The organism is Streptomyces sp. NPDC028308 (genome assembly GCF_055565855.1).
Window position 1 is genome coordinate 420,893 of record NZ_JBVHTO010000008.1, and the last position, 22,261, is coordinate 443,153.

General features: G+C 74.1%; 12 protein-coding genes. 9 read left to right on the top strand and 3 right to left on the bottom strand.

What is annotated here, in order from left to right:
- Positions 1–541: 541 nt before the first annotated feature.
- The 3 genes from ACZ4VA_RS20830 (at position 542) to ccrA (ending at position 14,461) form a co-directional block, all read left to right on the top strand.
- A complete protein-coding gene (locus ACZ4VA_RS20830) occupies positions 542–9,289 on the top strand; it encodes an amino acid adenylation domain-containing protein (protein ID WP_468082337.1) in 8,748 nt (2,915 codons plus the stop codon).
- Complete coding sequence (locus tag ACZ4VA_RS20835; protein WP_356169772.1) at positions 9,282–13,136, top strand: type I polyketide synthase; 3,855 nt, start codon at positions 9,282–9,284, stop codon at positions 13,134–13,136. Before ACZ4VA_RS20830 ends, ACZ4VA_RS20835 begins: the two co-directional genes overlap by 8 nt.
- A 161-nt stretch (positions 13,137–13,297) precedes the next feature.
- Positions 13,298–14,461 (top strand): crotonyl-CoA carboxylase/reductase, encoded by a 1,164-nt coding sequence (ccrA, locus tag ACZ4VA_RS20840; RefSeq protein WP_356169967.1) that lies wholly within the window; start codon positions 13,298–13,300, stop codon positions 14,459–14,461.
- 92 nt (positions 14,462–14,553) lie between these two features.
- Here the strand turns inward: ccrA and ACZ4VA_RS20845 are convergent, their stop codons facing one another.
- From ACZ4VA_RS20845 to ACZ4VA_RS20855, 3 genes are read right to left on the bottom strand one after another with little or no spacing between them, the layout of a single operon-like run.
- Positions 14,554–15,228: an enterobactin synthetase gene (locus tag ACZ4VA_RS20845; RefSeq protein ID WP_356169769.1), complete on the bottom strand. Its 675-nt coding sequence runs from the start codon at positions 15,226–15,228 to the stop codon at positions 14,554–14,556.
- Positions 15,229–15,280: 52 nt separating this feature from the next.
- Complete coding sequence (locus ACZ4VA_RS20850; protein WP_468082338.1) at positions 15,281–16,759, bottom strand: class I adenylate-forming enzyme family protein; 1,479 nt, start codon at positions 16,757–16,759, stop codon at positions 15,281–15,283.
- Complete coding sequence (locus ACZ4VA_RS20855; protein WP_355794249.1) at positions 16,759–17,007, bottom strand: acyl carrier protein; 249 nt, start codon at positions 17,005–17,007, stop codon at positions 16,759–16,761. Before ACZ4VA_RS20855 ends, ACZ4VA_RS20850 begins: the two co-directional genes overlap by 1 nt.
- 472 nt (positions 17,008–17,479) lie before the next feature.
- On the opposite strand from ACZ4VA_RS20855, the gene paaA reads away from it, so the two are divergent.
- From paaA to ACZ4VA_RS20885, 6 genes are all read left to right on the top strand, one after another.
- Positions 17,480–18,556: a 1,2-phenylacetyl-CoA epoxidase subunit PaaA gene (paaA, locus tag ACZ4VA_RS20860; protein WP_356169765.1), complete on the top strand. Its 1,077-nt coding sequence runs from the start codon at positions 17,480–17,482 to the stop codon at positions 18,554–18,556.
- Positions 18,553–18,855: a 1,2-phenylacetyl-CoA epoxidase subunit PaaB gene (gene paaB, locus ACZ4VA_RS20865; protein ID WP_355795314.1), complete on the top strand. Its 303-nt coding sequence runs from the start codon at positions 18,553–18,555 to the stop codon at positions 18,853–18,855. Before paaA ends, paaB begins: the two co-directional genes overlap by 4 nt.
- Entirely contained in the window at positions 18,848–19,651 is an 804-nt protein-coding gene (paaC, locus tag ACZ4VA_RS20870; protein ID WP_355795313.1) for a 1,2-phenylacetyl-CoA epoxidase subunit PaaC, read from the top strand. The genes paaB and paaC overlap by 8 nt, the downstream gene beginning before the upstream one ends.
- A 50-nt stretch (positions 19,652–19,701) precedes the next feature.
- Entirely contained in the window at positions 19,702–20,232 is a 531-nt protein-coding gene (paaD, locus tag ACZ4VA_RS20875) for a 1,2-phenylacetyl-CoA epoxidase subunit PaaD (protein WP_388904980.1), read from the top strand.
- Between the two features lie 7 nt (positions 20,233–20,239).
- Positions 20,240–21,364 carry a 2Fe-2S iron-sulfur cluster-binding protein gene (locus ACZ4VA_RS20880; protein WP_356169761.1) on the top strand — a complete coding sequence of 375 codons (1,125 nt, stop codon included), beginning with the start codon at positions 20,240–20,242 and terminating at the stop codon, positions 21,362–21,364.
- Between the two features lie 84 nt (positions 21,365–21,448).
- Entirely contained in the window at positions 21,449–22,219 is a 771-nt protein-coding gene (locus ACZ4VA_RS20885) for an SDR family oxidoreductase (protein ID WP_355787816.1), read from the top strand.
- The last annotated feature ends 42 nt before the right edge of the window (positions 22,220–22,261 follow it).

Here is a 22,261-nt window from a genome sequence, read left to right on the forward strand (position 1 = left end):
GTCATGACAACGCGGTCCTGTCCGCGGAGCCCGCGAGAGCGGCTCCGGAACGGTCACGCCGACCACGATCGATCAAACCGGGCGACGCTCACCGTGCCCGTTTCGCGGCCCACGGGGTGGCCTCCGTGCCCGTTCGGGCACACCCGAGGACTCGGCGGGCGGCCTTTCGCCGCCCTGCGCAACAGGGTCCTCCGAAAGGATGACCGAAATGCAGCCGCCGCCCCGGAGAGTGCTTTCGTGAGCACCCCTGGTATTCACCGGTAATTCCCCTGAAGCAATTCCCCTCCGCCCGACCGGTCTTGACTCCCGACAAGGCGTCATGCAAGGTGTTGCGGCGGCAGGTGATCGCACCCGACCACGCGATTCCTGCACCTGAGCGTGCGACCCAGTCCCCCGTCGTATTCGCCCCCGCTTTCAGTGGCGCCCGTTGCGTCGGCTGGCCGGGACGACGGGCGGCGGTGGCACCCTTTGCGGCTCGCCCGGCCATGCCGGGCTTCTCCTTACATTCGACTGAAGACAACTCGCCACGAGGGTTGGTGCCATGTCAGTCCATGAGGACGACCGTCGACCGCTGTCCGGAGCACAGGAGGGCCTCTGGTTCGCCCAGCGCCTCGCTCCCGGAAGTGCCGCCTACAACACCGGCGAGTACGTGGAGATCCACGGGCCGCTCGACACCCGCCTGTTCGAGACCGCGCTGCGCCGGACCGTCGCAGAGGCCGACACGTTCGCACTGCGTTTCCCGGACACCCCCGACGGCCCCAGGTGCGTGACCGCGGAGGCACCCGACGCCTGGCCGCTGCACCGCGTCGACGTGAGCGGAGCCGCCGACCCCGCCGCCGCGGCGGAGGAGTGGATCCGGCGCGACCTCGCCACCCCGGTGGACATCGAGGCGGGCCCGCTGTTCTCCCACGCCCTGCTCACCCTCGCCCCCGACCGGCACTACTGGTTCCTGCGCGCCCACCACATCCTGCTCGACGGCTACAGCTACAAGCTCGTCGCGCGCCGCCTCGCCGACACCTACACCGCGCTGGCCGCCGGCGAGGAGCCCGGCCCCACCAGCTTCGAATCCTTCGCACGCCTGCGCACCGAGGAGGAGGCCTACCTCGCCTCCGACCGCCACACACGCGACCGCGAGCACTGGGCGAAGCGGCTGGCCGGACTGCCCGAGCCCGTGCGGCTCACCCCGCGCACCGCCGCCCCCACCGCCCCCTTCCTGCGCCGCACTGCCGACCTCACGCCCGCCGAGACTCAGGACCTCACCACCGCCGCGTCCCGGCTGGGCGTCTCCCGCACCGACCTGCTGGTCGCGGCGGTCGCCGCCTACCTGCACCGCATGACCGGCGCGGACGACCTGGTCCTCGGCCTGGCCACCATGAGCCGGCTCGGCAGCGCGGCACTGCGCACCCCGGGAACGGCCTCCGACATCCTGCCGCTGCGCGTCCCCGCCGCCCCGGACACCCCGGCCGGCGAGTTCGTGCGGGCCGTCGCCGGTGAACTGCGGACGCTGCGCCGCCACCAGCAGTACCGCGGGGAGTCCGTCCGCCGCGATCTGGGACTGCTGGGCAGCGACCGGCGCGTGCACGGACCCGTGGTGAACATCGTCCCCTTCACCGAGGACCTGGTGTTCGCCGGCAGCCCCTCCACCTCCCACCACCTGTCCGGCGGCGCCGTCGAGGACCTTCAGATCTCCGTGCGCCCCGGAGCCGACCCCCGCGGGCTGTGGCTCGCTTTCGACGCCAATCCCGCCCTGTACGACGAGCGCGAACTCGGCCTCCACCTGGAGCGGTTCCTCCTCGTGCTGCGGCAACTCGCGGGCGCGGACGCGGATATGCCGCTCTCGGAGACCTCGATCCTCCTCCCCGGCGAGCATCCGCGGGACAGCGCCGCCCCCGAGCACACGGTCACCACGACCCTCACCCGCTGCTTCGAGGCACAGGCGGCCCGCGTCCCCGACCGGACGGCCGTCTCCTGCGGGGGCGCCTCGCTCAGCTACGCCCAGCTGAACGAGGACGCCAACCGGCTGGCGCGCCTGCTCCTGGAGCGCGGCGCCGGGCCCGGCCGCGTCGTGGCGCTGGCCCTCCCCCGCGGACTGCGGCTCGTCTCGGCCCTGATCGCCGTACTCAAGACGGGCGCCGCCTACCTGCCGCTCGACACCGGACATCCCGCCGAACGGCTGCGGCTGGTCATGGAGGACGTCGGTCCCGCCGTCCTGGTCACGGACGACACGCACGCCCCGCAGCTGCCCGCCTCGGCCACGCCGTCCGTCGTCCTGGGCGAACCGGACCTCGAGAAGGATCTGGCCTCCCGCCCGAGCGACAACCTCACGGCGGCCGAACTCACCACGGAGACCGGCCCCTCGGACATCGCGTACATCATCCACACCTCGGGCTCCACGGGACGGCCCAAGGGCGTGCCCGTGCCCCATGCCAACGTTGTCCGGCTCTTCGAGGCCGCCTCCGAGCACTTCGACTTCGGTGAGGACGACGTGTGGACCCTGTTCCACTCGTACGCCTTCGACTTCTCCGTGTGGGAGATCTGGGGCCCCCTGCTGCACGGCGGGCGGCTCGTCGTGGTGCCGTACGCCGTGAGCCGCTCGCCTCGGGACTTCCTGCGGTTGCTGCACACCGAGGGCGTCACCGTCCTCAACCAGACACCGTCGGCCTTCGAACAGCTGATACAGGCCGACTCCGAGGCCGCGCCGGCGCCGACGGCGGGCGCGCTCCGCTACGTGATCTTCGGCGGGGAGGCCCTGCGCGCGGAGCGGCTGCGGCCGTGGGCCGACCGCCACGGGCTGGACTCGCCAGAGCTGGTCAACATGTACGGGATCACCGAGACCACCGTGCACGTCACCCATCACCGCGTCACCCGGGCGGACCTGGACGACCCCCGCCGGGCCAGCGTCATCGGCCGGCCGCTCGCCGACCTGCGCGTGCACGTCCTCGACGCGGCGCTGCGGCCGGTGCCGCCCGGCGTGACCGGCGAGATGTACGTCTCCGGACCGGGCGTCGCCCCCGGCTACCTGAACCGCCCCGAGCTCACCGAGGAGCGCTTCGTGCGCGACCCGTTCGGCCGGCCCGGTTCACGCATGTACCGCACCGGTGACCTGGCCCTGCGCCGCGCCGACGGCACCCTGGAGTACCTGGGCCGGGCCGACCAGCAGGTCAAGATCCGCGGTTTCCGTATCGAGCCCGCCGAGATCGAGGCGGTGCTGGCCCGGCACCCCGGTGTCGCCCGGGCGGCCGTCGTGGCCCGCGGCACCGACGGCACGGACCCCCGCAGCAGCGGTGACGCACGGCTCGTCGCCTACGCCGTCCCCGCCAGCGGCACCCGCCCCGACCCCGCCGAACTGCGCCGCCACGTCGCCGAGCAGCTGCCCGAGCACATGGTCCCTGCGGCCTGCGTACTCGTCGACGAGCTGCCCCTCACCGCCAACGGGAAGCTCGACACCAAGGCGCTGCCCGCACCGGACTTCGCCGCGTCCGCCGGTGGCGCCCGCCCCACCACACCCCAACAGGCCCTCACCTGTCGCCTGTTCGAGGACGTCCTGCGCCTCGACGGGGACACCGTCGGACCGGACGACAACTTCTTCGACCTCGGCGGGCACTCCCTCCTCGCCACCCGACTGCTGGGACGGCTGCGTTCCGAAACGGGCGTCGACATCCCCATCACCGTCCTCTTCGACACCCCGACACCGGGCGCCCTGGCGGCCCGGCTCGCCGACGGACACCAGGGGCCGCGGCTGCCCGAACTCCGCGCCGGCGTACGCCCCGAACGCGTACCGCTCTCCTTCGCCCAGGAACGCATGTGGTTCCTCGACCGGCTGGGCGAGACGTCCGCGACCTACAACATCCCGCTGGTGGTCCCGCTGCGGCAGCCGCTCGACACGTCGGCGCTGCGCGCCGCCCTCGACGACGTCGCGGAGCGGCACGAGAGCCTGCGCACGGTCTTCGCGCAGGACGGTGACACCACGTACCAGCGGATCCTCCCGCCCGGTGGACTGCGGCCCGCCCTGCGGCTCGTGGACTGCCCCGCCGAGGAAGTGGCCGCCCACGTCGCCACGGCACTGCGCCACCGCTTCGACCTGACCCGCGAAAGCGCCCTGCGCGCCGACGTGTTCGGCACCGGGACCGACCGCACGCTGCTTCTGCTCCTGCACCACAGCGCGGCCGACGGCTGGTCGCTGCGCCCCCTCGCCGACGACCTGGGCCGCGCCTACCGGGCACGGCTCGCGAGCCAGGCACCGGGCTGGGAGCCACTGCCGGTTCAGTACGCGGACCACGCCCTGTGGCAGCGGCGGCTGCTGACGCCCGCGCCCGAGGGGCCGGGCCGGCTCGAACAGCTCACGGGCTTCTGGCGTGCGGCACTGGCCGGGCTGCCCGCGGAGAGCTCGCCGCCCTCCGACCGGCCGCGGCCGGAAACCTCCGGCGGCGAGGGCGCGAGCGTGACGGCCACCGTCGACGCGGACCTGCACCGCAGGCTGCTGCGACTGGCGGACAGCCGGGACGTCAGCCTGTTCATGGTGCTCCACACCGCGCTGGCCGCCCTGCTCACCCGCTGGGGCGCCGGTGAGGACGTGGCCGTCGGCACGCCGGTCGCCGGCCGCTCCGACCCCGCGCTCGACGACGTGATCGGCCTGCTCACCAACACACTGGTCCTGCGCACCGACACCTCCGGCAACCCCCGTTTCAGCGAACTGCTGGCGTCGGTACGGGAGTTCGACCTGAAGGCGCTGGACCACCAGGAGCTGCCCGTGGACCGCCTGGTGGACGAGCTCAACCCGCCGCGCCATCCCGCGCGCCACCCGCTGTTCCAGGTGATGCTGGCCCTGCAGAACAACGAACGGGCCGTGCTGCGGCTCGGGGACGACCACGTACCGCTGCGGCCCACCGCGACCGGCACCGCCAAGTTCGACCTGTTCGTAGACGTCCTCGAACGCCACGACGCACAGGACGCGCCCGACGGGCTTGAGCTGCACGTCGAGTACGCCACGGACCTCTACGAGGCGGGCACCGCAGAGGCGTTCGCCCACGACCTGCGGGCGTTCCTGGACGCCGTGTGCGCCGACCCGGACGTCCGCGTCGCGGAACTCCCCGCGCCGTCCCGCCGTGCCGCCCGGCCGGACGGCACGGACCTGTCGGCGTCCACCGCGGCGGCACTCGAACGAGAGGCGCTGTCCGTCGCCGGTGTCCGCGACGCGGTGGTGCTGTCCGAGCCGGACGGAATGCCGCCCACGGCCTACGTGGTGCCGCACCGGGCAGGCGCCGCCGACCGGGTGGAGCAGACCCTCGACGGCGCCGCCGAGGTCCGGGTCACCGCGGTGAGCGACCTGCCGCGCACCGGCGACGGCGACCTGGACACCGACGCCCTGCGCGCCCTGGCCCCGATCGACCGGCACACCGCGCGATCCTGGCGCCGCCGGCTCGCGGACGTCCCCGGCGTCCTGCGGGCGGACGTCGCCGTCGAGGACGTCCCCGAGGAACTCGACCGCCGCCACGCCGGTGCCGGACGCGCCCCGGCCGCGTGCTCGCCCGCGACGCACGGCGCGGACCCGCGGACCTCCGCCGTGCCCGCGCTCAGCGAGGGCCCGGACCTGCCGGAACCGTCGGTGTCCGACTGGGCCGCCGCCCTCACCCGTGCGGCCGGCCGGCCGCACGGCGAGATCGTCCACGTGCAAGCCGACGGCCGCGAGGTCCGGCGCAGCTACGCCTCGCTCGTCGAGGACGCCTCCCGCGTCCTGGCCGGGCTGCGCCGGGCCGGGCTGCGGCCGGGCGACCGGGTGATCCTGCAGTGCGGTGACAGCGAGGACTTCGTCGCGGTGCTGTGGGGCTGCATCCTCGGCGGTTTCGTCGCGGTGCCCCTGACCGTGCCGCCCTCCTACGCCACCGCGTCGGCCGCGGTCACCAAGCTGGAGGGCATCTGGCGGATGCTGGACCGTCCCTGGATCGTGGCCTCGCCGGGCAGCGAGGCCGGCCTGCGGGACCTCGCGGCGCGTCAGCAGTGGCCCGGCCTGCGCCTGACCACGGCCGACGTGCTGAGGGACGCCCCGGAGGACCGCGACTGGCACGCCGCGCGGCCGGACGACCTGATCCTGATGCTGATGACGTCCGGCAGCACCGGCCTGCCGAAGGCCGTGTGCCTCACGCACCGCAACGTGCTGACCCGCTCCGCGGCCACTGAGGCCATGAACTCCCTCGGCGAGCAGGACGTCACCCTCAACTGGATCCCGCTGGACCACGTCACCGGCGTGGTGATGTTCCACCTGAGGGATGTCTACCTGGGGTGCCGCCAGGTCCACGCGCCGACACCCTGGATCCTGGAGGACCCGACGCGCTGGGCCGACCTCGCCCACCGCCACCGCGTCACCGTCACGTGGGCGCCCAACTTCGCCTTCGGGCTCCTCGCCGAACAGGAGCACCGCTTCGCCGACCGCGACTGGGACCTGTCCCCTATGCGGCTGGTGATGAACGCGGGCGAGGTCGTGGTGGCGTCGGCGGCCCGGCGGTTCCTGCACGCGCTGCGGCCCTTCGGTCTGCCGCAGGACGTCATGCACCCCGGCTGGGGCATGTCCGAGACCTGTTCGGTGGTCACCGACTGCGTACTGCCGGGTGAACCGCCCGCTCACGACGAGCCGTTCGTCAGCTGCGGCCTGCCCTACCCCGGGTTCGCCATGCGGATCGTCGACGACCAGGAGCGCCTGCTCAGCGAGGGCGATGTCGGCCGGCTCCAGGTGCGGGGCACCTCCGTGACCCGGGGCTACCACGACAACGCGCGCGCGAACGCCCAGTCGTTCACCGACGACGGCTGGTTCGACACCGGCGACCTGGCGTTCCTGCGGGCCGGCGAGCTGTACATCACCGGGCGCGCGAAGGACGTCATCATCGTCAACGGCGTCAACCACTACAGCCACGAGATCGAGGCGTGCGTCGAGGAACTGCCCTCCGTCGTACGGAGTTTCACCGCCGCCTGCGCCGTGCGCTCCGACCCCGACGCCACCACCGACGAACTGGCCCTGTTCTTCCACCTCGCCCCCGGACAGGACCCGGCGGCCGCGCTGCGGGAGATCGGCGGCAAGGTGACCCGTGAGATCGGCGTCAGTCCCGCCTTCCTCGTCCCCGTCCCGGCCGAGGCGATACCCAAGACGGAGATCGGCAAAATCCAGCGCACGAAGCTGCGCAAGAGCTTCGAGGCCGGGGAGTTCGACGAGGCCGTACGCGAGTCCCAACTGCTGCTCGGGACGGCCGAGACACTGCCCGACTGGTTCCTGCGCCCGGTGTGGCAGCGGGCCCGGTCACCGCGCCCGGTGTCCCGCCCAGCCGGACACCACACCCTCGTCCTGGCGGGCGGCGACGCGCGCGCCCTCGCCACGGCCGACCTCGTCGCGGCCCGGCTGCGCGCCGAGGCCGGACTGTGCACGGTGGTCACGCACGGGCAGGCGTACGAGCGGCTGGACGCCGCCCGCTACCGCGTCCGCCCCGGAGACGAGGGCGACCACGCGGCGCTGCTGGCCGGCCTCGACGCGGACGGACGCGCCGTGGACACCGTCCTGCACCTGGAAGCCCTCCACGACGCCGGTCACGAGGCTGGGCCGCTCGACGGACTGGACGGGGCCGAGTCCCTGCTGGTGCTGGCCCGCGCCCTCGCGGAACGGCCGCGTCCGCGCCCGCTGGACCTTCTGTTCGTGACCGCCTCGGCCCAGGCCGTCACGGCCGGCGAGCTCCCCTCGCCCGCCCACGCCACCGCGGCGGCCCTGCTCAAGTCCCTGCGGGAGGAACTCGCCTGGCTGCGGGGCGTCCACCTCGACCTGGCGTCCGCCGACGAGGAGGAGACGGCCGCCGCCGTCCTCGCCGAGGCCGGGAGCCACTCCGCCGACGCCGAGGTGGCCTGGCGCGACGGGCACCGCCACGTCCGCCGGCTGGCTCCCCTGCCCGATCCGCTCCCCCGTACGGCCCCGCCCGGGAACGACGGCTTCCATCTCGTCAGCGGAGGACTCGGCGGAGTGGGCGCCGAGATCGCCGCCCACCTGCTCAGGACACCGGGCACCCGGGTACTGCTCCTCGGCCGCACCCGGCTGCCCGACGAGTCGGCCTGGCAGCGGCACCTCGACGAAGCGGGACCCGCCGCCGGCCGGGTCGAGGCGCTCCAGCGGCTGCGCCGGCTCGGCGAGGTCCGCTACGCCTGCGCGGACGTCACCGACGCCGGGCAGGTGCGGCGAGCGGTCCGTGACGCCGAGGAGGCGTGGGGCACCCCGCTGACCTCGGTGCTGCACCTGGCCGGGACCTTCGACGAACGGCCGCTGCGGGACCTGACACCCGACGGCTGGCGGGAGGTCCTGCACGCGAAGGTGCGGGGCGCCTGGACGCTGCACGAGGTCGCCGCCGAGCACCCGGTCACGTCCTTCGTCACCTTCTCGTCCGTCAACGGCTGGTTCGGCGGGGCGATGAACGCCGCCTACTCCGCCGCCAACGCCTTCCTCGACGGCCTGGCCGGGTACCGGCGCGGACTGAGCCTGCCCGGGCAGAGCCTGGCGTGGAGCATGTGGCGCGAGCGCGGGATGAGCCTCGGCTACCAGCTGGTCTCGCTCACCGAGGCGCGTGGATACCGCGTCCTGGACGCCGCCGCCGCGCTGCGTTCCTTCGACCTCGCCCGCACCGTCGACGCCCCGCACGTCCTCATCGGCGCCGACCGCACCGCGCCCTGGGTCCGCGCTCATGTCCTGGCCCCCGTAAGGCAGTTGCGGCGGCTGGGCGCACGGGTCGCCCTCGACGACGGCACCGACCTGGGCGCCCTGCACGCCGCCGCGTCGGGCGCCGCCGAAGCGAGCGGCATCGGTGACGCCTGGGTGCTGCGTACGGCCGGCACCATCGCGCAGCCGGCGGACGGCGACGCGGGTTCCGGAGAGGAACTGCGCCGGCTGGAGAGCGAACTGGCCGCGCTCTGGTCGTCGGTCCTCGGCCGCGACCGGGTCGCCCGCGACGAGAACTTCTTCGACCTCGGCGGCAACTCCCTGCTCCTGGTCACCGCCCAGACCACCCTCAACAAGGCACTGGGCTGCGATCTGAGCGTCGTCGACCTGTTCGCGCACCCCACCGTGCGGGCCCTGGCGCGCCACCTGAACAAACGCGGCGTCACCGCCTCCTCGGCACCGGACCCGGCTCAGCGGCCGGCGCCCACGCCGCCCCCATCCGCTCCGGCAGGCCTGGAGCGCGCCAAGGAACTCGCACAACGGCAGCGCGCCGCCCGCACGGCACGCCGCTCCGCACGGGAACGGAAGGACCGAGGCCATGCATGAGACGACCAGCCCGCGGGACGGTGACGCCGGGACGACGGACCCGCACGAGGACGCCCCGCCCGCCGTCGCCGTGATCGGCATGGCGGCCCGCTTCCCCGGCGCCGACGACGTGGACGCCTTCTGGGACAACCTCGCCAACGGCCGCGAGTCCATACGCCCGGTGAGCGACGAGGAGTTCCTTGCCGCGGGCGGCGACCCCCGCGACCTCGACGACCACACCCTCGTCCGCATGGCGTCGGTCGTGGACGGCATCGACCTCTTCGACTCCGGCTTCTTCGGCTACAGCCCGGCGGAGGCCGCCGTCGTCGACCCGCAGCAGCGGCTCCTGCTGGAGACGGCGTACCACGCCCTGGAGGACGCGGGCTGTCCCCCGGGGACGGACTCGGGGACGACGGGTGTGTACGCGGGCGGCGGTGACAGCCGCTACTACCCCGCACACGTGTACCCGCAGTTCGCCGGGCAGCCCGGCACGGTGGACCTCGTGCACGCGGCCACCGCGAACTCGCTGGGCACGCTCGCCACCCGGATCTCCTACGAGTTGGGGCTGACCGGCCCGAGCGTGTCCCTGCAGACCGCGTGCTCCACCGCGCTCGTCGCGCTGCACACCGCCTGCCAGGACCTGATCGAGTACCGCTGCGACACCGCTCTCGCGGGCGCCGTCTCCCTCAACCCCTCGGCGCTCCTCGGCTACCGGCACGTCCCCGACGGGCCGTTCTCGCCCGACGGGCACTGCCGGGCCTTCGCTGCCGACGCGCGCGGCACCTCCTCCGGCGACGGCGTGGGGGTGGTGGTCCTCAAGCGGTTGGAGGACGCCCTCGCCGACGGCGACCGCATCCGCGCGGTCATCCGTGGGACGGCCGTCAACAACGACGGCCGCCGCAAGGTCGGCTTCACCGCCCCGAGCACCGCGGGACAGACCGAGGTCGTCCTCGCGGCGCAGGCCCAGGCCGAGGTCGACGCGGACACCATCGGGCTCGTCGAGGCCCACGGCACCGCCACCCGCATCGGCGACCCCATCGAAGTGGCCGCGCTCACCGAGGCGTTCCGGCAGAGCACCGACCGGCGCGGGTTCTGCGCCCTCGGGTCGGTGAAGACCAACATCGGCCACCTCGGCGCCGCCGCCGGGATGGCCGGGCTGATCAAGGCGGTCCTCGCACTGGAGCACCGCAGCATCCCGCCGAACCTGCACTTCGACCGGCCCAACCCGCTCATCGACTTCGCCTCCGGGCCGTTCCGGGTGCCCACCACGCTGGAGGACTGGCCTGCCGACGGCCACCCGCGGCGGGCCGCGGTCAGCGCACTCGGCGTGGGCGGCACCAACGCCCACGTCATCCTGGAGGAGGCTCCCGCCACCGGACAGGACTCGCCGCGGGCGCCTGAGGACGGCCGCCGGCACGTCCTGCCGCTGTCGGCGCGCACCCCCGGCGCGTTGCGCGGCCAGGCCGAGGCCCTCGCCAGGCATCTGCGGACCCGGCCGGAGCTGCGCCTGGACGACGTCGCCCACTCCCTGCGCGCCCACCGTCCCGTCCTGCGCCACCGGCTGACCGTCACCGCCGCGTCCGTCGAGGAGGCCGTCGCCGCGCTGGAGGCCGCCCCTCCGGCCGGCCCGCCGGTACCGGACGAGGCTCCGAAGGTCGCGTTCCTCATGCCGGGCGGCGGCACGCAGTACGTGGGGATGGGCAGGGAGCTCTACCGCGACAACGCCGTCTACCGCGACGTCGTCGACCACTGCGCCGGGATCCTGCGCCGGGTGACCGGGGAGGACCTGCGCACGGCGCTGTTCGACCGTGCCGAGCCCGGCAGCGCGTCCGCGCTCCTGTCCCTCGTCGTGACCGAGTACGCCCTCGCCCGCACCCTGATGGAGTCGGGCGTGCGCCCCGACGCGCTCATCGGGCATTCGCTCGGCGAGTACACCGCGGCCTGTCTCGCCGGGGTCATGGACCTGGAGGAGATGCTCCCGCTGGTCGAGGAGCGCATCCGCCTCATCACCTCGGCGGGCGGCGCGACGGTCGGCGTGGCGGCGTCCGCCGAGACGCTGCTGCCGTTGCTCGGCGACGACCTGTCCCTCGCCGCGGTCAACGGGCCCGCCGCCTGCACCGTCGCGGGGCGGACCGACGCGGTGGCCCGGCTGGAGGCCGAACTGACGCGCCGCGAGGTGCCGTTCCGCCGGCTGCGGGTGCCCGCCGCCGCCCACTCCCACGTCCTGGACCCGATCCTGGAGACTTTCGCGGGCCACCTGCGCTCCCTGACCCTGCGCCCGCCCCGCATCCCGTACGTCACCAACGTCACGGGCGACTGGGCCACCGACGCGCAGGCCACCGACGTCGGGCACTGGATCGACCACACCCGGCGCACGGTGCGCTTCGCGGACGGCATCACCGCGCTGTGGCGGCGCCACCGTCCCGTCCTGGTCGAGATCGGCCCCGGTGACGCCCTCTCCAAACTGGCCCGCGCCCAGCTCGCCGAGGACGACCCGGTCACGGTCACGACGATGCGGCACGCCAAGGCCGACAGCCCCGACGGGTTCGTCCTCGCCGAGGCCCTGGGCCGGCTGTGGAGCGCCGGCATCGACGCGGCGCTGCCCGACAGCACCGGCCCCGACGGCCCGCCCCGGCGCGTCCCGCTGCCGGGTTACGCCTTCGAGCGGCACCGGCACTGGATCGACGCGCCCGGCGCCCGCACCGGCGACCGGCCGGACGCCACGGACGGCGCCGCCACGGACCCCGGCACGTCCCTGGCCCCCCGTCCCCGGCTCACCACCGAGTACGTCGCTCCCCGCACCGAACGCGAACGCGCGGTGACCCGGCTGTGGGAGGAGACGCTTGGCATCGGCGGCGTCGGGGTGCACGACAACCTCTTCGATCTCGGCGGCGACTCCATGCGCGCCGTGCTGCTCGCGGGCCGGCTGCGTGCCGCCGGGGTACTGGACGTGCCCGCCGCCTCGCTGCTGGCCACCCCCACCGTCGCCGGACTGCTCGCAGCCGCCGAAGACGCCACCTCCTCCGACCCGATGCGGCCTCTGCTCCCGCTGCGCGCCGACGGCACCCGCACGCCGCTGTTCTGCGTGCACCCCGGCGCGGGCGTCTCCTGGCGGTACACCGGGCTGCTGCCCCATCTGGGCGCGGACCAGCCGGTGTTCGGCATCCAGGCCGCCGGGCTGGACGGGAAGCGGCCGCCCGCCCCGGACGCCGCGTCCATGGTGGCCTCGTACCTGGACCTGGTCCGCGAGGTGCAGCCCCACGGCCCGTACCGGCTCCTCGGCTGGTCCTACGGCGGTTTCGTGGCGCACGCCATGGCCTGCGCGCTCCAGGAGCGGGGCGAGGAGGTCGAGCTGCTCGCCCTGCTGGACGCGCCCCTGCCCGCGGGCGTCCACTACACCCCCGAGGCCGCCGAACGGCAGGTGGCCGGCCTGCTGATGCGGGTGGCCGGTCTGCCCGTCGACCCGCGGGGTGACATACCGGACGTCGAGTCCGTCCTGGACCTCATCGGCGCGGGTGCGGCCCCCGGGACGGCGGACACCGGGCAGGCGACGGTTCCGGTGACCCGTGAGGAGGCCGCCGCGATCGCCGCCGTCATGCGCAACAACCTGCGGATCGCACCGGAGTTCACCCCCGGCGTGTTCCACGGGGACGTGCTGTTCTTCAGCGCGCTGGAGGATCCGTCCGCGGCGCCGTCCGAGGCCGACCTCGCCCTCGCCCCCGGGAAGGCGGACCAGTGGCGCCCGCACGTCGACGGACGGCTCGACGACCACGCCGTGCCGTGCGGTCACTACGAGATGACCGAACCCGAACCGATCGCCCGGATCGGCGCGGTCGTCGCCAAGGCGCTCCGCCCGGTGTCCGACTGAAGCACCGCACTCCCCCCTCCCCCACCCCGGCCGCCGGACGCACCCCCGGCGGCCGGCCGGTCCCACGACCGGTGACGACCCCACCGCTCAGGAGATCACCCGTGCCCCAGGACCTCTACGAACTCGGAGACGCACCCGAGCTCGGCACCGCGCCGAGACGGATGTACGCCTCACTCATCCGGCGTGAGCGCTACGGACAGCCGCGCGACGCCTTCCGCACCGAGGTGGTGGACGTGCCGCCCGTCCGCCGCGGCCAGGTCCTCGTCAAGGTGATGGCGGCGGGCGTCAACTACAACAACGTCTGGGCCGCGCTCGGTTCACCGCTGGACGTGATCGCCGCGCGGCAGAAGGCGGGCGCCACGGAGGACTTCCACATCGGCGGCTCCGACCTGTCGGGAATCGTCTGGGCCGTCGGCGAGGACGTACGCGGTGTGCGGCCGGGTGACGAGGTGGTCGTGCTGGCCAGCCGGTGGGACGAGTCGGCGCAGGACATCCGGCTGGGCCGCGACCCCGCCGCGTCCACCTCGCAGCGCGTATGGGGCTACGAGGAGAACTACGGCTCCTTCGCCCAGTTCGCGGTCGTCGACGACTACATGTGCCATCCCAAGCCGGCCCGGCTCTCCTGGGCGGAGGCCGCCTGTTACATGGCGACGGCGGCCACCGCCTACCGGCAGTTGTTCGGCTGGCCCCCGCACACCGTCAGGCCCGGCGACCCGGTGCTGGTCTGGGGCGGGGCGGGCGGCCTGGGCTGCATCGCCATCCAGCTCGTCCGGCACGTAGGCGGTATCCCGGTCGCCGTGGTCTCCAGCGAGGAGCGCGGCGAGTTCTGCGTGAAGCTGGGCGCCGAGGGGTACATCGACCGGCGCGAGTTCGACCACTGGGGGCGCCTGCCGGACGCCACGGACGAGGCCGCCATGGGGCGCTGGCTGGCCGGGGCGCGTGCCTTCGGGCGGCGTTTCTGGGAGGTGCTCGGGGAGCGCCGGGCACCCCGGATCGTGCTGGAGCACTCGGGCACGGACACCATCCCGACCTCGATGTACCTGTGCGACAACGCGGGCATGGTCGTCATCTGCGGCGGCACGACCGGCTACAACGGGGACGTGGACCTGCGCTTCCTGTGGATGCGGCAGAAGCGCCTCCAGGGTTCGCACGTCGCCGACGCCCGCGAGGCACGTGAGGTGACCCGGCTGATCGACCAGGGCGTCATCGACCCCTGCCTGTCGCGGACCTTCGGCTTCGAGGAGATCGGCCTGGCCCACCAGCTCATCCACGACAACCGGCACCCCGCCGGGAACATGGCGGTACTGGTGAACGCGAGCGAGTGAAGCGGGAGTCGGATCACGCCGAGGGGCCGGTGACGTGAAGTCACCGGCCCCTCGGCGTGATCCGGACGTCCGCCCCCAGGCGGGGGACGACGTCAGACGCACACCCAGCTGAACACGCCCGCCCCCAGGGCGTGGACGCGGACCTCGACGGCGTCGCGGGAGGAGCTTCGGACCCGCACCGAGAAGCCGGCCGGGGCGGGTACGGCGCGCAGATCACGCAGGGTTCCCGCGGAAGGTGCCGTGCGGGCCTCGGAGTCCGCCGCGCGGTGCGGCGGGGCACCGTGGAACGCCTTCCAGGCGGCCTCCTTGGCGGAGAAGAGGGCGAGCATCCGGGCGGACACGTGGTCCGGGCCCGCCGCGTGCAGCCAGTCCTCCTCGTCCGCACGCAGCACGAACCGCTCGGCCCCCGGAGGGAGGGGGCCCAGCTCCAGGTCGCAGCCGGGCACACCGGAGTGCCCGGGCGCGCGGGCCACGGACACCGCGACGCCGGCACTGTGCGTGATCGACGCCGCCTGGCCGGGCGGGAAGACGGGCAGCCGCCCGGCCCGGGGGATGTCGCCGCACCGCAGTCCCACCGCACGCAGGGCCCGCCGGGCGGCGAGCCGCCCGGCGAGGAACTCCCGTCTGCGGCTCGGGATCATCGCCGCGGCGGCTGCCGCCTCGGCGCGTCCGGCGGGACGCGCCCGCGCCTCCGATTCCAGCGCAACGCCCAGGCCCAGCCCGGCGGCGGCGAGCGGCGCCCGCAACAGTTCCAACTCGGCTGTCACGTCCGGCGATTGCACCGCACCGGCCGGTGTCCGCGGGCACGCGTGCACGGCGTCAGTCCCGCAGCAGTTTCTTGATGATCTTCCCGGCCGGGTTGCGCGGCACCTGCTCGATGAACTCGATCCACCGGGGCCGCTTGTAGGGCGCGAGGTTCTCCGCGACGTGCCGCAGCAGGGCGGGCGCGGTCGTGCCCTCCTCGGCGACGACGTACGCCAGCGGCATCTCGCCGTAGTCCTCGTCGGGGACGCCGACGACCGCCGCGTCCCGGACGCCGGGGTGCGTCATGAGCACGCGCTCGATCTCCGACGGGTACACGTTCTGGCCGGCCCGGATGATCACGTCCTTGCTGCGGTCGACGAGGTGGATGCGTCCGCGCTCGTCCATGTAGCCGAGGTCGCCCGTGAGGACCCAGCCGTCCCGGGTGACCTCGCGGGTGGCCTCGGGGTCGTTCCAGTAGCCCTGCATGACGCCCGGGCCGCGGACGACGATCTCGCCCATCTCCCCGCGCGGGACCTCCCGGCCCCGCTCGTCCACCGCGCGCGCCGACATGCCGGGGATGACGCGTCCGCACGGGATGCGGGCGCTCACGTCACCGGGTCCGGGGTGCTCGTCGGGGCCGAGGGTGACGAAGGGGCCGCCCACCTCCGTCATGCCGTACACCTGGCGGAAGCCGCAGCCCAGGCGCTCCACGGCGTCGGCGTACACGTCGAGAGGCATCGGGGCGGCGCCGTAGAGGATCTCGCGCAGGGAGGACAGGTCGGTGCGGTGCGAGGCCTTCGCCTGGAGCATGAAGCGCAGCATCTGCGGGACCAGCCACATGTGCGTGGCCCGGTGCCGTTCGACGGCGGCCAGGGCGCGCTGGGGGGTGAAGCCGGGCATCAGCACGACGGTGGCGCCCGCGGCCAGGTAGGTGAGGGACACCACCATGCTGCCGTGGTACAGCGGGCAGCAGTTGACCATCACGATGTCGTCGGTGGGGCGGGCCGACACCAGCCAGCCGAGGGCGATGGCGCGGAACGATGCCTCGTCCACGGTGACACCCTTGGCCTGGCCCGTGGTCGCCGAGGTGTGCAGCACGGCGATCGGGGCGGTGTCGGGAACGTCGGGCAGGTCCCTCTCGTCGGCCATGGTGCCGAGGGCCTCGAAGGCGGGTTTGTCGAACGCCATCCGGATCCGCACCGTCGTCGGCAGGGAGGCGTGCCGGTCCAGCAGATCGGACTCACCGAGCACCGCGCCCGCGCCGACCCGTTCGATGATGCCGGCCACCTCCGGCACGGCCAGACTGTGGTTCAGCGGCACGAACAGCGCGCCGAGCCGGGCGAGCGCGAAGTAGCTCTCCAGCACCTCGATCCGGTCCTGGGAGAGCACCGCGACGCGGTCACCGGCCTCGATGCCCAACTCGGCCAGGCCGCGCGCGAGTTCGGCCGTACGGTCGTCGAACTGCGCCCAGGTGACACTGCGGTGCTCATCGACGAGCGCGGTGCGGTCGGGGAAGCACTGGCGGTTGCGTTCCACCAGCTGCGTCAGCCACATCACGCACCGCCGGGGGTTCCGGCGACGGCGTGCTCGGCGACGAAGCGTTCGTAGTCGGCGATCGTGTGCAGCTTCTCCATGTCCTCCGCGGTGATCTCCACGCCCGTCCGCTGTTCGACGAGCAGGACCAGGCGCACCAGGTCACCGGAGTCGATGCCACTGCCGGCGAGGTCGACGTCGTCACCGATGGCGTCGGCGTACTCGGCCGTGCCGGTGAGTTCGACCAGCAACGTCCTGATGGTGCTCATGGCGTCCCCTTCTCGCTGTGCCGCGGCCGGCCGCCGTCGCGGCCGCGCCCCTGTGTCGCAAGAAGAAGAGGCGTCGGGGCCCGCGAGCACTCCCCTCGCTCCCGGGTGACGTTCGTCACGCGCGCGGGCGCGACGGCCGGGGATAGCGCGGCTGCCGTCCGTCCTCTCTTGTCGGTGAAAGGTTCCGCTCGGGCCATGAGGCACGCAGCGGGCGGGTGATCGCGGTCGAGGGAGTGATGCCGATGCCTAGGGAGTGTGTGCGGGTCGGTGCGGTGAGCGGGACCGGACCCGCTCACCGGAGCGGCACCGCGACCCGGACCACCGGCGGGCGTGGCACCGCGACCCGGACCACGGACCGTGGTGTGCGCACCCACGCGGGCGCCACCGCGGACGGCGTCGCGCTCACGCGCCCGGCCGGCTCCGCGACACCCACCGGAGCGACGGACGCCGGCAGCACCGGGGACGGGCCGACATGAGCACGGCACCCGGCGCGGCGGACACGGCAGTCCCCACCACGGAGGCGGAACTCACCGCGCACTTCGAGGCGTTGCTGGACGCCGGTCAGACGGTGGAGCCCCGGGACTGGATGCCCGACGGCTACCGCCGGATGCTGATCCGGCAGATCGCCCAGCACGCCCACTCCGAGATCATCGGCATGCAGCCCGAGGGCGCCTGGCTGACCCGCGCGCCCTCCCTGCACCGCAAGTCGGTGCTGATCGCGAAGGTCCAGGACGAGGCCGGCCACGGCATGTACCTGTACTCGGCCGCCGAGACCCTCGGGGTGGACCGCGACGACCTGCTCGACGCCCTGCACCGCGGGCAGCAGCGCTACGCGGCCACCTTCAACCATCCGGCTCTCACCTGGGCCGACACCGGGGCCATCGCCTGGCTCACGGACGGCGCCGCGGTGATCAACCAGGCGCCGCTGTGCCACACGTCGTACGGGCCCTACGCGCGGGCGATGCGCCGGGTCTGCCAGGAGGAGGCGTTCCACGTGCGGCAGGGCTACGACCTGCTGCGGTCGCTGTGCGAGGGCACGCCCGCGCAGCGGGAGATGGCCCAGGACGCCGTGAACCGCTGGTGGCTGCCGGCCGTGGCCCTCATGTTCGGGCCGCCCGACACCGTCGCCGGGGGTGCCGACGAGCGCACGGCGGCGCTGGGCGCGGCGGTGTCGCGGCGGGCCATCGCCTGGGGCATCAAGCGGCACACCAACGACGAGCTGCGTCAGCGCTTCGTCGACCACTGCGTGCCGCAGGCCGAGCGCCTGGGTCTGACCCTCCCCGACCCGAACATCCGCTGGAACGAGGAGCGCGGGCACTACGACTTCGGGCCGATCGACTGGGAGGTGTACCGCAGCGCACTCGGCGACGACTCGCACTGCGCCCGTCGGCGGCTGGCGCACCGCGTCGCGGCCCACGAGGACGGTGCCTGGGTCCGGGAGGCGGTCGCCGCGTACGCGGCCCGCGAGCACGCGGACGTGGCGGACACCGCGCACGAGGTGCCCGGGCGGGCCCCGGATGCCGTACGGGAGAAGGAGCCGGTCGCATGAGTGCCGCACGCAACGAGACGACGGCGTCCTGGGAGGTCTTCCTGCGCCCGCGCCGCGGACTGTCGCACCAGCACGTGGGGTCGGTGCGGGCGGGCGACCCGGACGCGGCCCTCGCCCACGCCCGGGATCTCTACACCCGGCGAGGCGATCCGCTGTCCCTCTGGGTGGTCCGCTCGGACGCGGTGCACGCCGTCTCCCCCGACGAGCACGACCCGTTCTTCAGCAACGCCCGGCACAAGCCCTACCGGTACCCCGAGCAATTCGCCCCGGCGGCGGAGGGAGGCGACCACGATGACTGACACCTGCGAGACCACCGTCCCGGCAGCGCGCGGCGCGGGCACGGCGGACGGGGACCTCGCCCGGTTCACCCTGGCCCTCGGCGACGACGCGCTGGTGCTCGGACAGCGGCTGTGCGAGTGGATCACGCGGGCGCCGACGATCGAGGAGGACCTGGCGCTGTCCAACATCGCCCTCGACCTGGTCGGCCACGCCCGCACCCTGCTGGCCTGGAGCGGCCGGATGGACGGCAGCGGCCGGTCGGACGACGATCTCGCCTTCGGGCGCACGGAGCGGCAGTTCCGCAACGCGCTGCTCCCCGAGCTGCCGAACGGCGACTTCGCCGCGACCGTCGCACGCCAACTGGCGTACACCCACTACGCCGTACTGCTCTACGAGGCGCTGGCCGGCTCCGCCGAACGGGAGTTGGCCGCCTTCGCGGTGCGGGCCGCGAAGGAGACGGCCTTCCACCGCCGGCACGCGGACAACTGGACGGTGCGGCTGGGCCTCGGCACGGCGGAGAGCGCGCGCCGTATGCAGGCGGGGCTGGCCCGGGTCTGGCCGTACGTCGCCGAGCTGTTCGACGAGGACGACGCGACGCGCCGGCTCGTCGAGGCCGGGGTCGTGCCGTCCTCCGCACTGCTCCGCCCTTCCTGGCAGGAGAGCGTGACCGCCGTCGTGGCGCGGGCCGGGCTGACCGTGCCCGCACCCACGTGGACGGCACGGGGCGGACGAGAGGGCCTGCACACCGAGGACTTCGCCCCGCTGATCGCCGAGATGCAGTCCGTGCACCGGCAGTTCCCCGGAGGCACCTGGTGACCGCGCACCGCCCGCCCACGGCCACCGAGCCGCTCCCGGCCCGGCAGTCCGTGCCGGGCCCCGTCCCCGCGACCGAGCGCCGGGCCGCCCCGGCTCCGCGCCGGGACATCACCGAGGTGCGCTCGCGGGTGGAGGCCCTTCCGGACCCCGAGCTGCCGATGATCAGCCTGGGCGAACTGGGCGTGATCCACGCCGTCGCCCCGGCGGCCGACGGCGTCCTGGAGGTCGAGCTCCTGCCGACGTTCCTCGGCTGCCCGGCGCTGCCGGCCATGGTCTCCGCCGTCGAGGACGTCCTCAGGGACTGCGGCCATCCGGACGGCCGGGTGCGCCACGTCCTGGCGCCCGCCTGGACCACCGACCGCGTCACCCGCTCGGGTCGCGACAAGCTCGCCGCGCACGGCATCGCGCCGCCCGTGCCCCGGGGCGCGCCCCGGCCGGTGCGCCTCGGCCTCGGCGTGTCCTGCCCGCACTGCGGTTCGCGGGCCACCAGGCCGCACAGTCCCTTCGGTCCGGCGCGCTGCCAGTCCATGCTGCGCTGCACGGCCTGCCGGGAGACCTTTCCGTACCTGACGGCGATGTGAGACGCCCATGACCACAGCTCCCGCGGCACAGCACGCAGGGCCGCACGACACGCGCCCGACGGCGGCCCGGCGCACCGGGTGGTTCCGGCTGCCGGTCTCCCGCCTCGACCGCCTGGCCTCCGGCACGGTGGCCATCACCCTGGACGTCCCGGAGACCCTGGCCGGCACCTTCGCCCACCGGCCGGGCCAGCACGTCGTCGTACGCCACCGGCGCGAGGGCACGGAACTGCGGCGCAGCTACTCTGTCTGCCCGCCGCCCGACGCCCCGGCCGCCCTGCGCCTGGTCGTGCAGCGCAACACACCCGACGGGTTCGGCGAGCACGCGCTGTCCGCCCTGAAGGAGGGAGACCTTCTCGAACTCTCCCCGCCGGACGGCCGGTTCGGGCTCCCGGACGTCACCGGCGGGCACCACGTCCTGATCGCCGGCGGCTGCGGCATCACACCCCTCGCCCCCATGGCCGCCTCGGCACTGCGCGCGGACCCCGGCTGCCGGGTCTCGCTGATCCACTCGGTCCGCACCGTCGGCGACGCGCTTTTGGCCGACGAACTCGCCGCCCTCAAGGACGCGTTCGTCGACCGGTTCACCGTGCTGTACGTCCTCACCCGCGAGCGGCGTGAGAGCGAGCTGTTCAGCGGGCGCCTCGACACGCCGAAGCTGCTGCGCCTGCTCCGGCTGCTCGACGCACGTCCCGGCCCCGGCACGGATTTCGCCCTGTGCGGGCCGTACGGGCTGCTGCGGACCGTGGCGGCGACGCTCGACGCGTGGGGCGCGGCCCCGGACAGCGTGCGCTCGGAACTGTTCTCCGGCGCCGGGACCCCGCCCGGACCGGCCTCCGAGGTTGCCGCGATCCCGGGGGGCCGGATCACGACGGTGCTCGCCGGCCGCACCAGCGTCGTCACCGTGCTGCCGCAGGACGAGGTGATCCTCGACGCCGTTCTGCGTCACCGCCCCGAGGCGCCGTACGCCTGCCGCGACGGCGTGTGCGGCAGCTGCAGGGCGAAGGTGGTGCGGGGAGCGGTGACGCTCGGGCCCCAGCACGCCCTGGACGCCGACGACCTGGCGGCCGGCTACACGCTCGCCTGCCGCGCCCGCCCCCGTGGCGAGGACCTCACGCTCGACTTCGACGCCTGACCCGCGACCCGCGGCTGACCCCCGGTCCCCCTCACCTCGACCCCCCACCCCCACCCTCACCCCGTTCCAGTGAAGGAGAGCACGTTGTCCACCACCCTGCGGCACGAAGGCAGGACCGCCCTGGTGACCGGCGGCAGCCGAGGCATCGGCAAGGGCATCAGCCGACGGCTGGCGCGCGAAGGCGCCCTGGTCGCCGTGCACTACGGCCACCGGCACGACGCGGCCGAGCAGACCGTCAAGGAGATCGAGGCCGAGGGCGGGCAGGCGTTCCTCGTCCACGCCGAACTCGGTGTCCCCGGCGACGCCGAGACCCTCTGGACGGAGTTCGACCGCCAGATGGCCGCCCGGGGCGCCGAACCCCGCCTGGACATCCTCGTGAACAACGCCGGTATCACCCTCCCCCGGACCATCGCGGACGTCACGGAGGAGGACTACGACCTGCTGTTCGCCATCAACACCCGGGCACCGTTCTTCGTGATCCAGCGCGCCCTGCCCCGCCTGCGGGACGGTGGCCGGATCGTCAACATCTCGTCGGTGGCCTCCCGGGTCGCTTTCCCGGCGATCATCGCGTACACGATGACCAAGGGAGCCCTGGACGCCCTCACCCTCTCCCTCGCCAAGGAGACCGGGCCGCGCGGCATCACCGTGAACACCGTCGCGCCCGGCTTCACCGAGACGGAGATCAACCCCACCCTCAAGAACCCGCAGATCCGGCAGGCCTACTCGGCGGCGTCCGTCTTCGACCGCCTCGGCACCCCCACCGACATCGCCGACATCGTGTCGTTCGTCGCGAGCGACGACGCCCGCTGGATGACCGGTCAGTGGATCGACGCCAGTGGCGGCGTCCAGCTCTGACCCCCGTCGAGCCGGTCCGGCACCGGCAGCGCACGCAGGCGC

Bases quoted from the DNA above. Each gene is read 5' to 3' on its own strand.
- ACZ4VA_RS20830 (WP_468082337.1), top strand. From the start codon at position 542: ATGTCAGTCCATGAGGACGACCGTCGACCGCTGTCCGGAGCACAGGAG.
- ACZ4VA_RS20835 (WP_356169772.1), top strand. From the start codon at position 9,282: ATGCATGAGACGACCAGCCCGCGGGACGGTGACGCCGGGACGACGGAC.
- ccrA (WP_356169967.1), top strand. From the start codon at position 13,298: ATGTACGCCTCACTCATCCGGCGTGAGCGCTACGGACAGCCGCGCGAC.
- ACZ4VA_RS20850 (WP_468082338.1), bottom strand. From the start codon at position 16,759: ATGTGGCTGACGCAGCTGGTGGAACGCAACCGCCAGTGCTTCCCCGAC.
- ACZ4VA_RS20855 (WP_355794249.1), bottom strand. From the start codon at position 17,007: ATGAGCACCATCAGGACGTTGCTGGTCGAACTCACCGGCACGGCCGAG.
- paaA (WP_356169765.1), top strand. From the start codon at position 17,480: ATGAGCACGGCACCCGGCGCGGCGGACACGGCAGTCCCCACCACGGAG.
- paaB (WP_355795314.1), top strand. From the start codon at position 18,553: ATGAGTGCCGCACGCAACGAGACGACGGCGTCCTGGGAGGTCTTCCTG.
- paaC (WP_355795313.1), top strand. From the start codon at position 18,848: ATGACTGACACCTGCGAGACCACCGTCCCGGCAGCGCGCGGCGCGGGC.
- ACZ4VA_RS20880 (WP_356169761.1), top strand. From the start codon at position 20,240: ATGACCACAGCTCCCGCGGCACAGCACGCAGGGCCGCACGACACGCGC.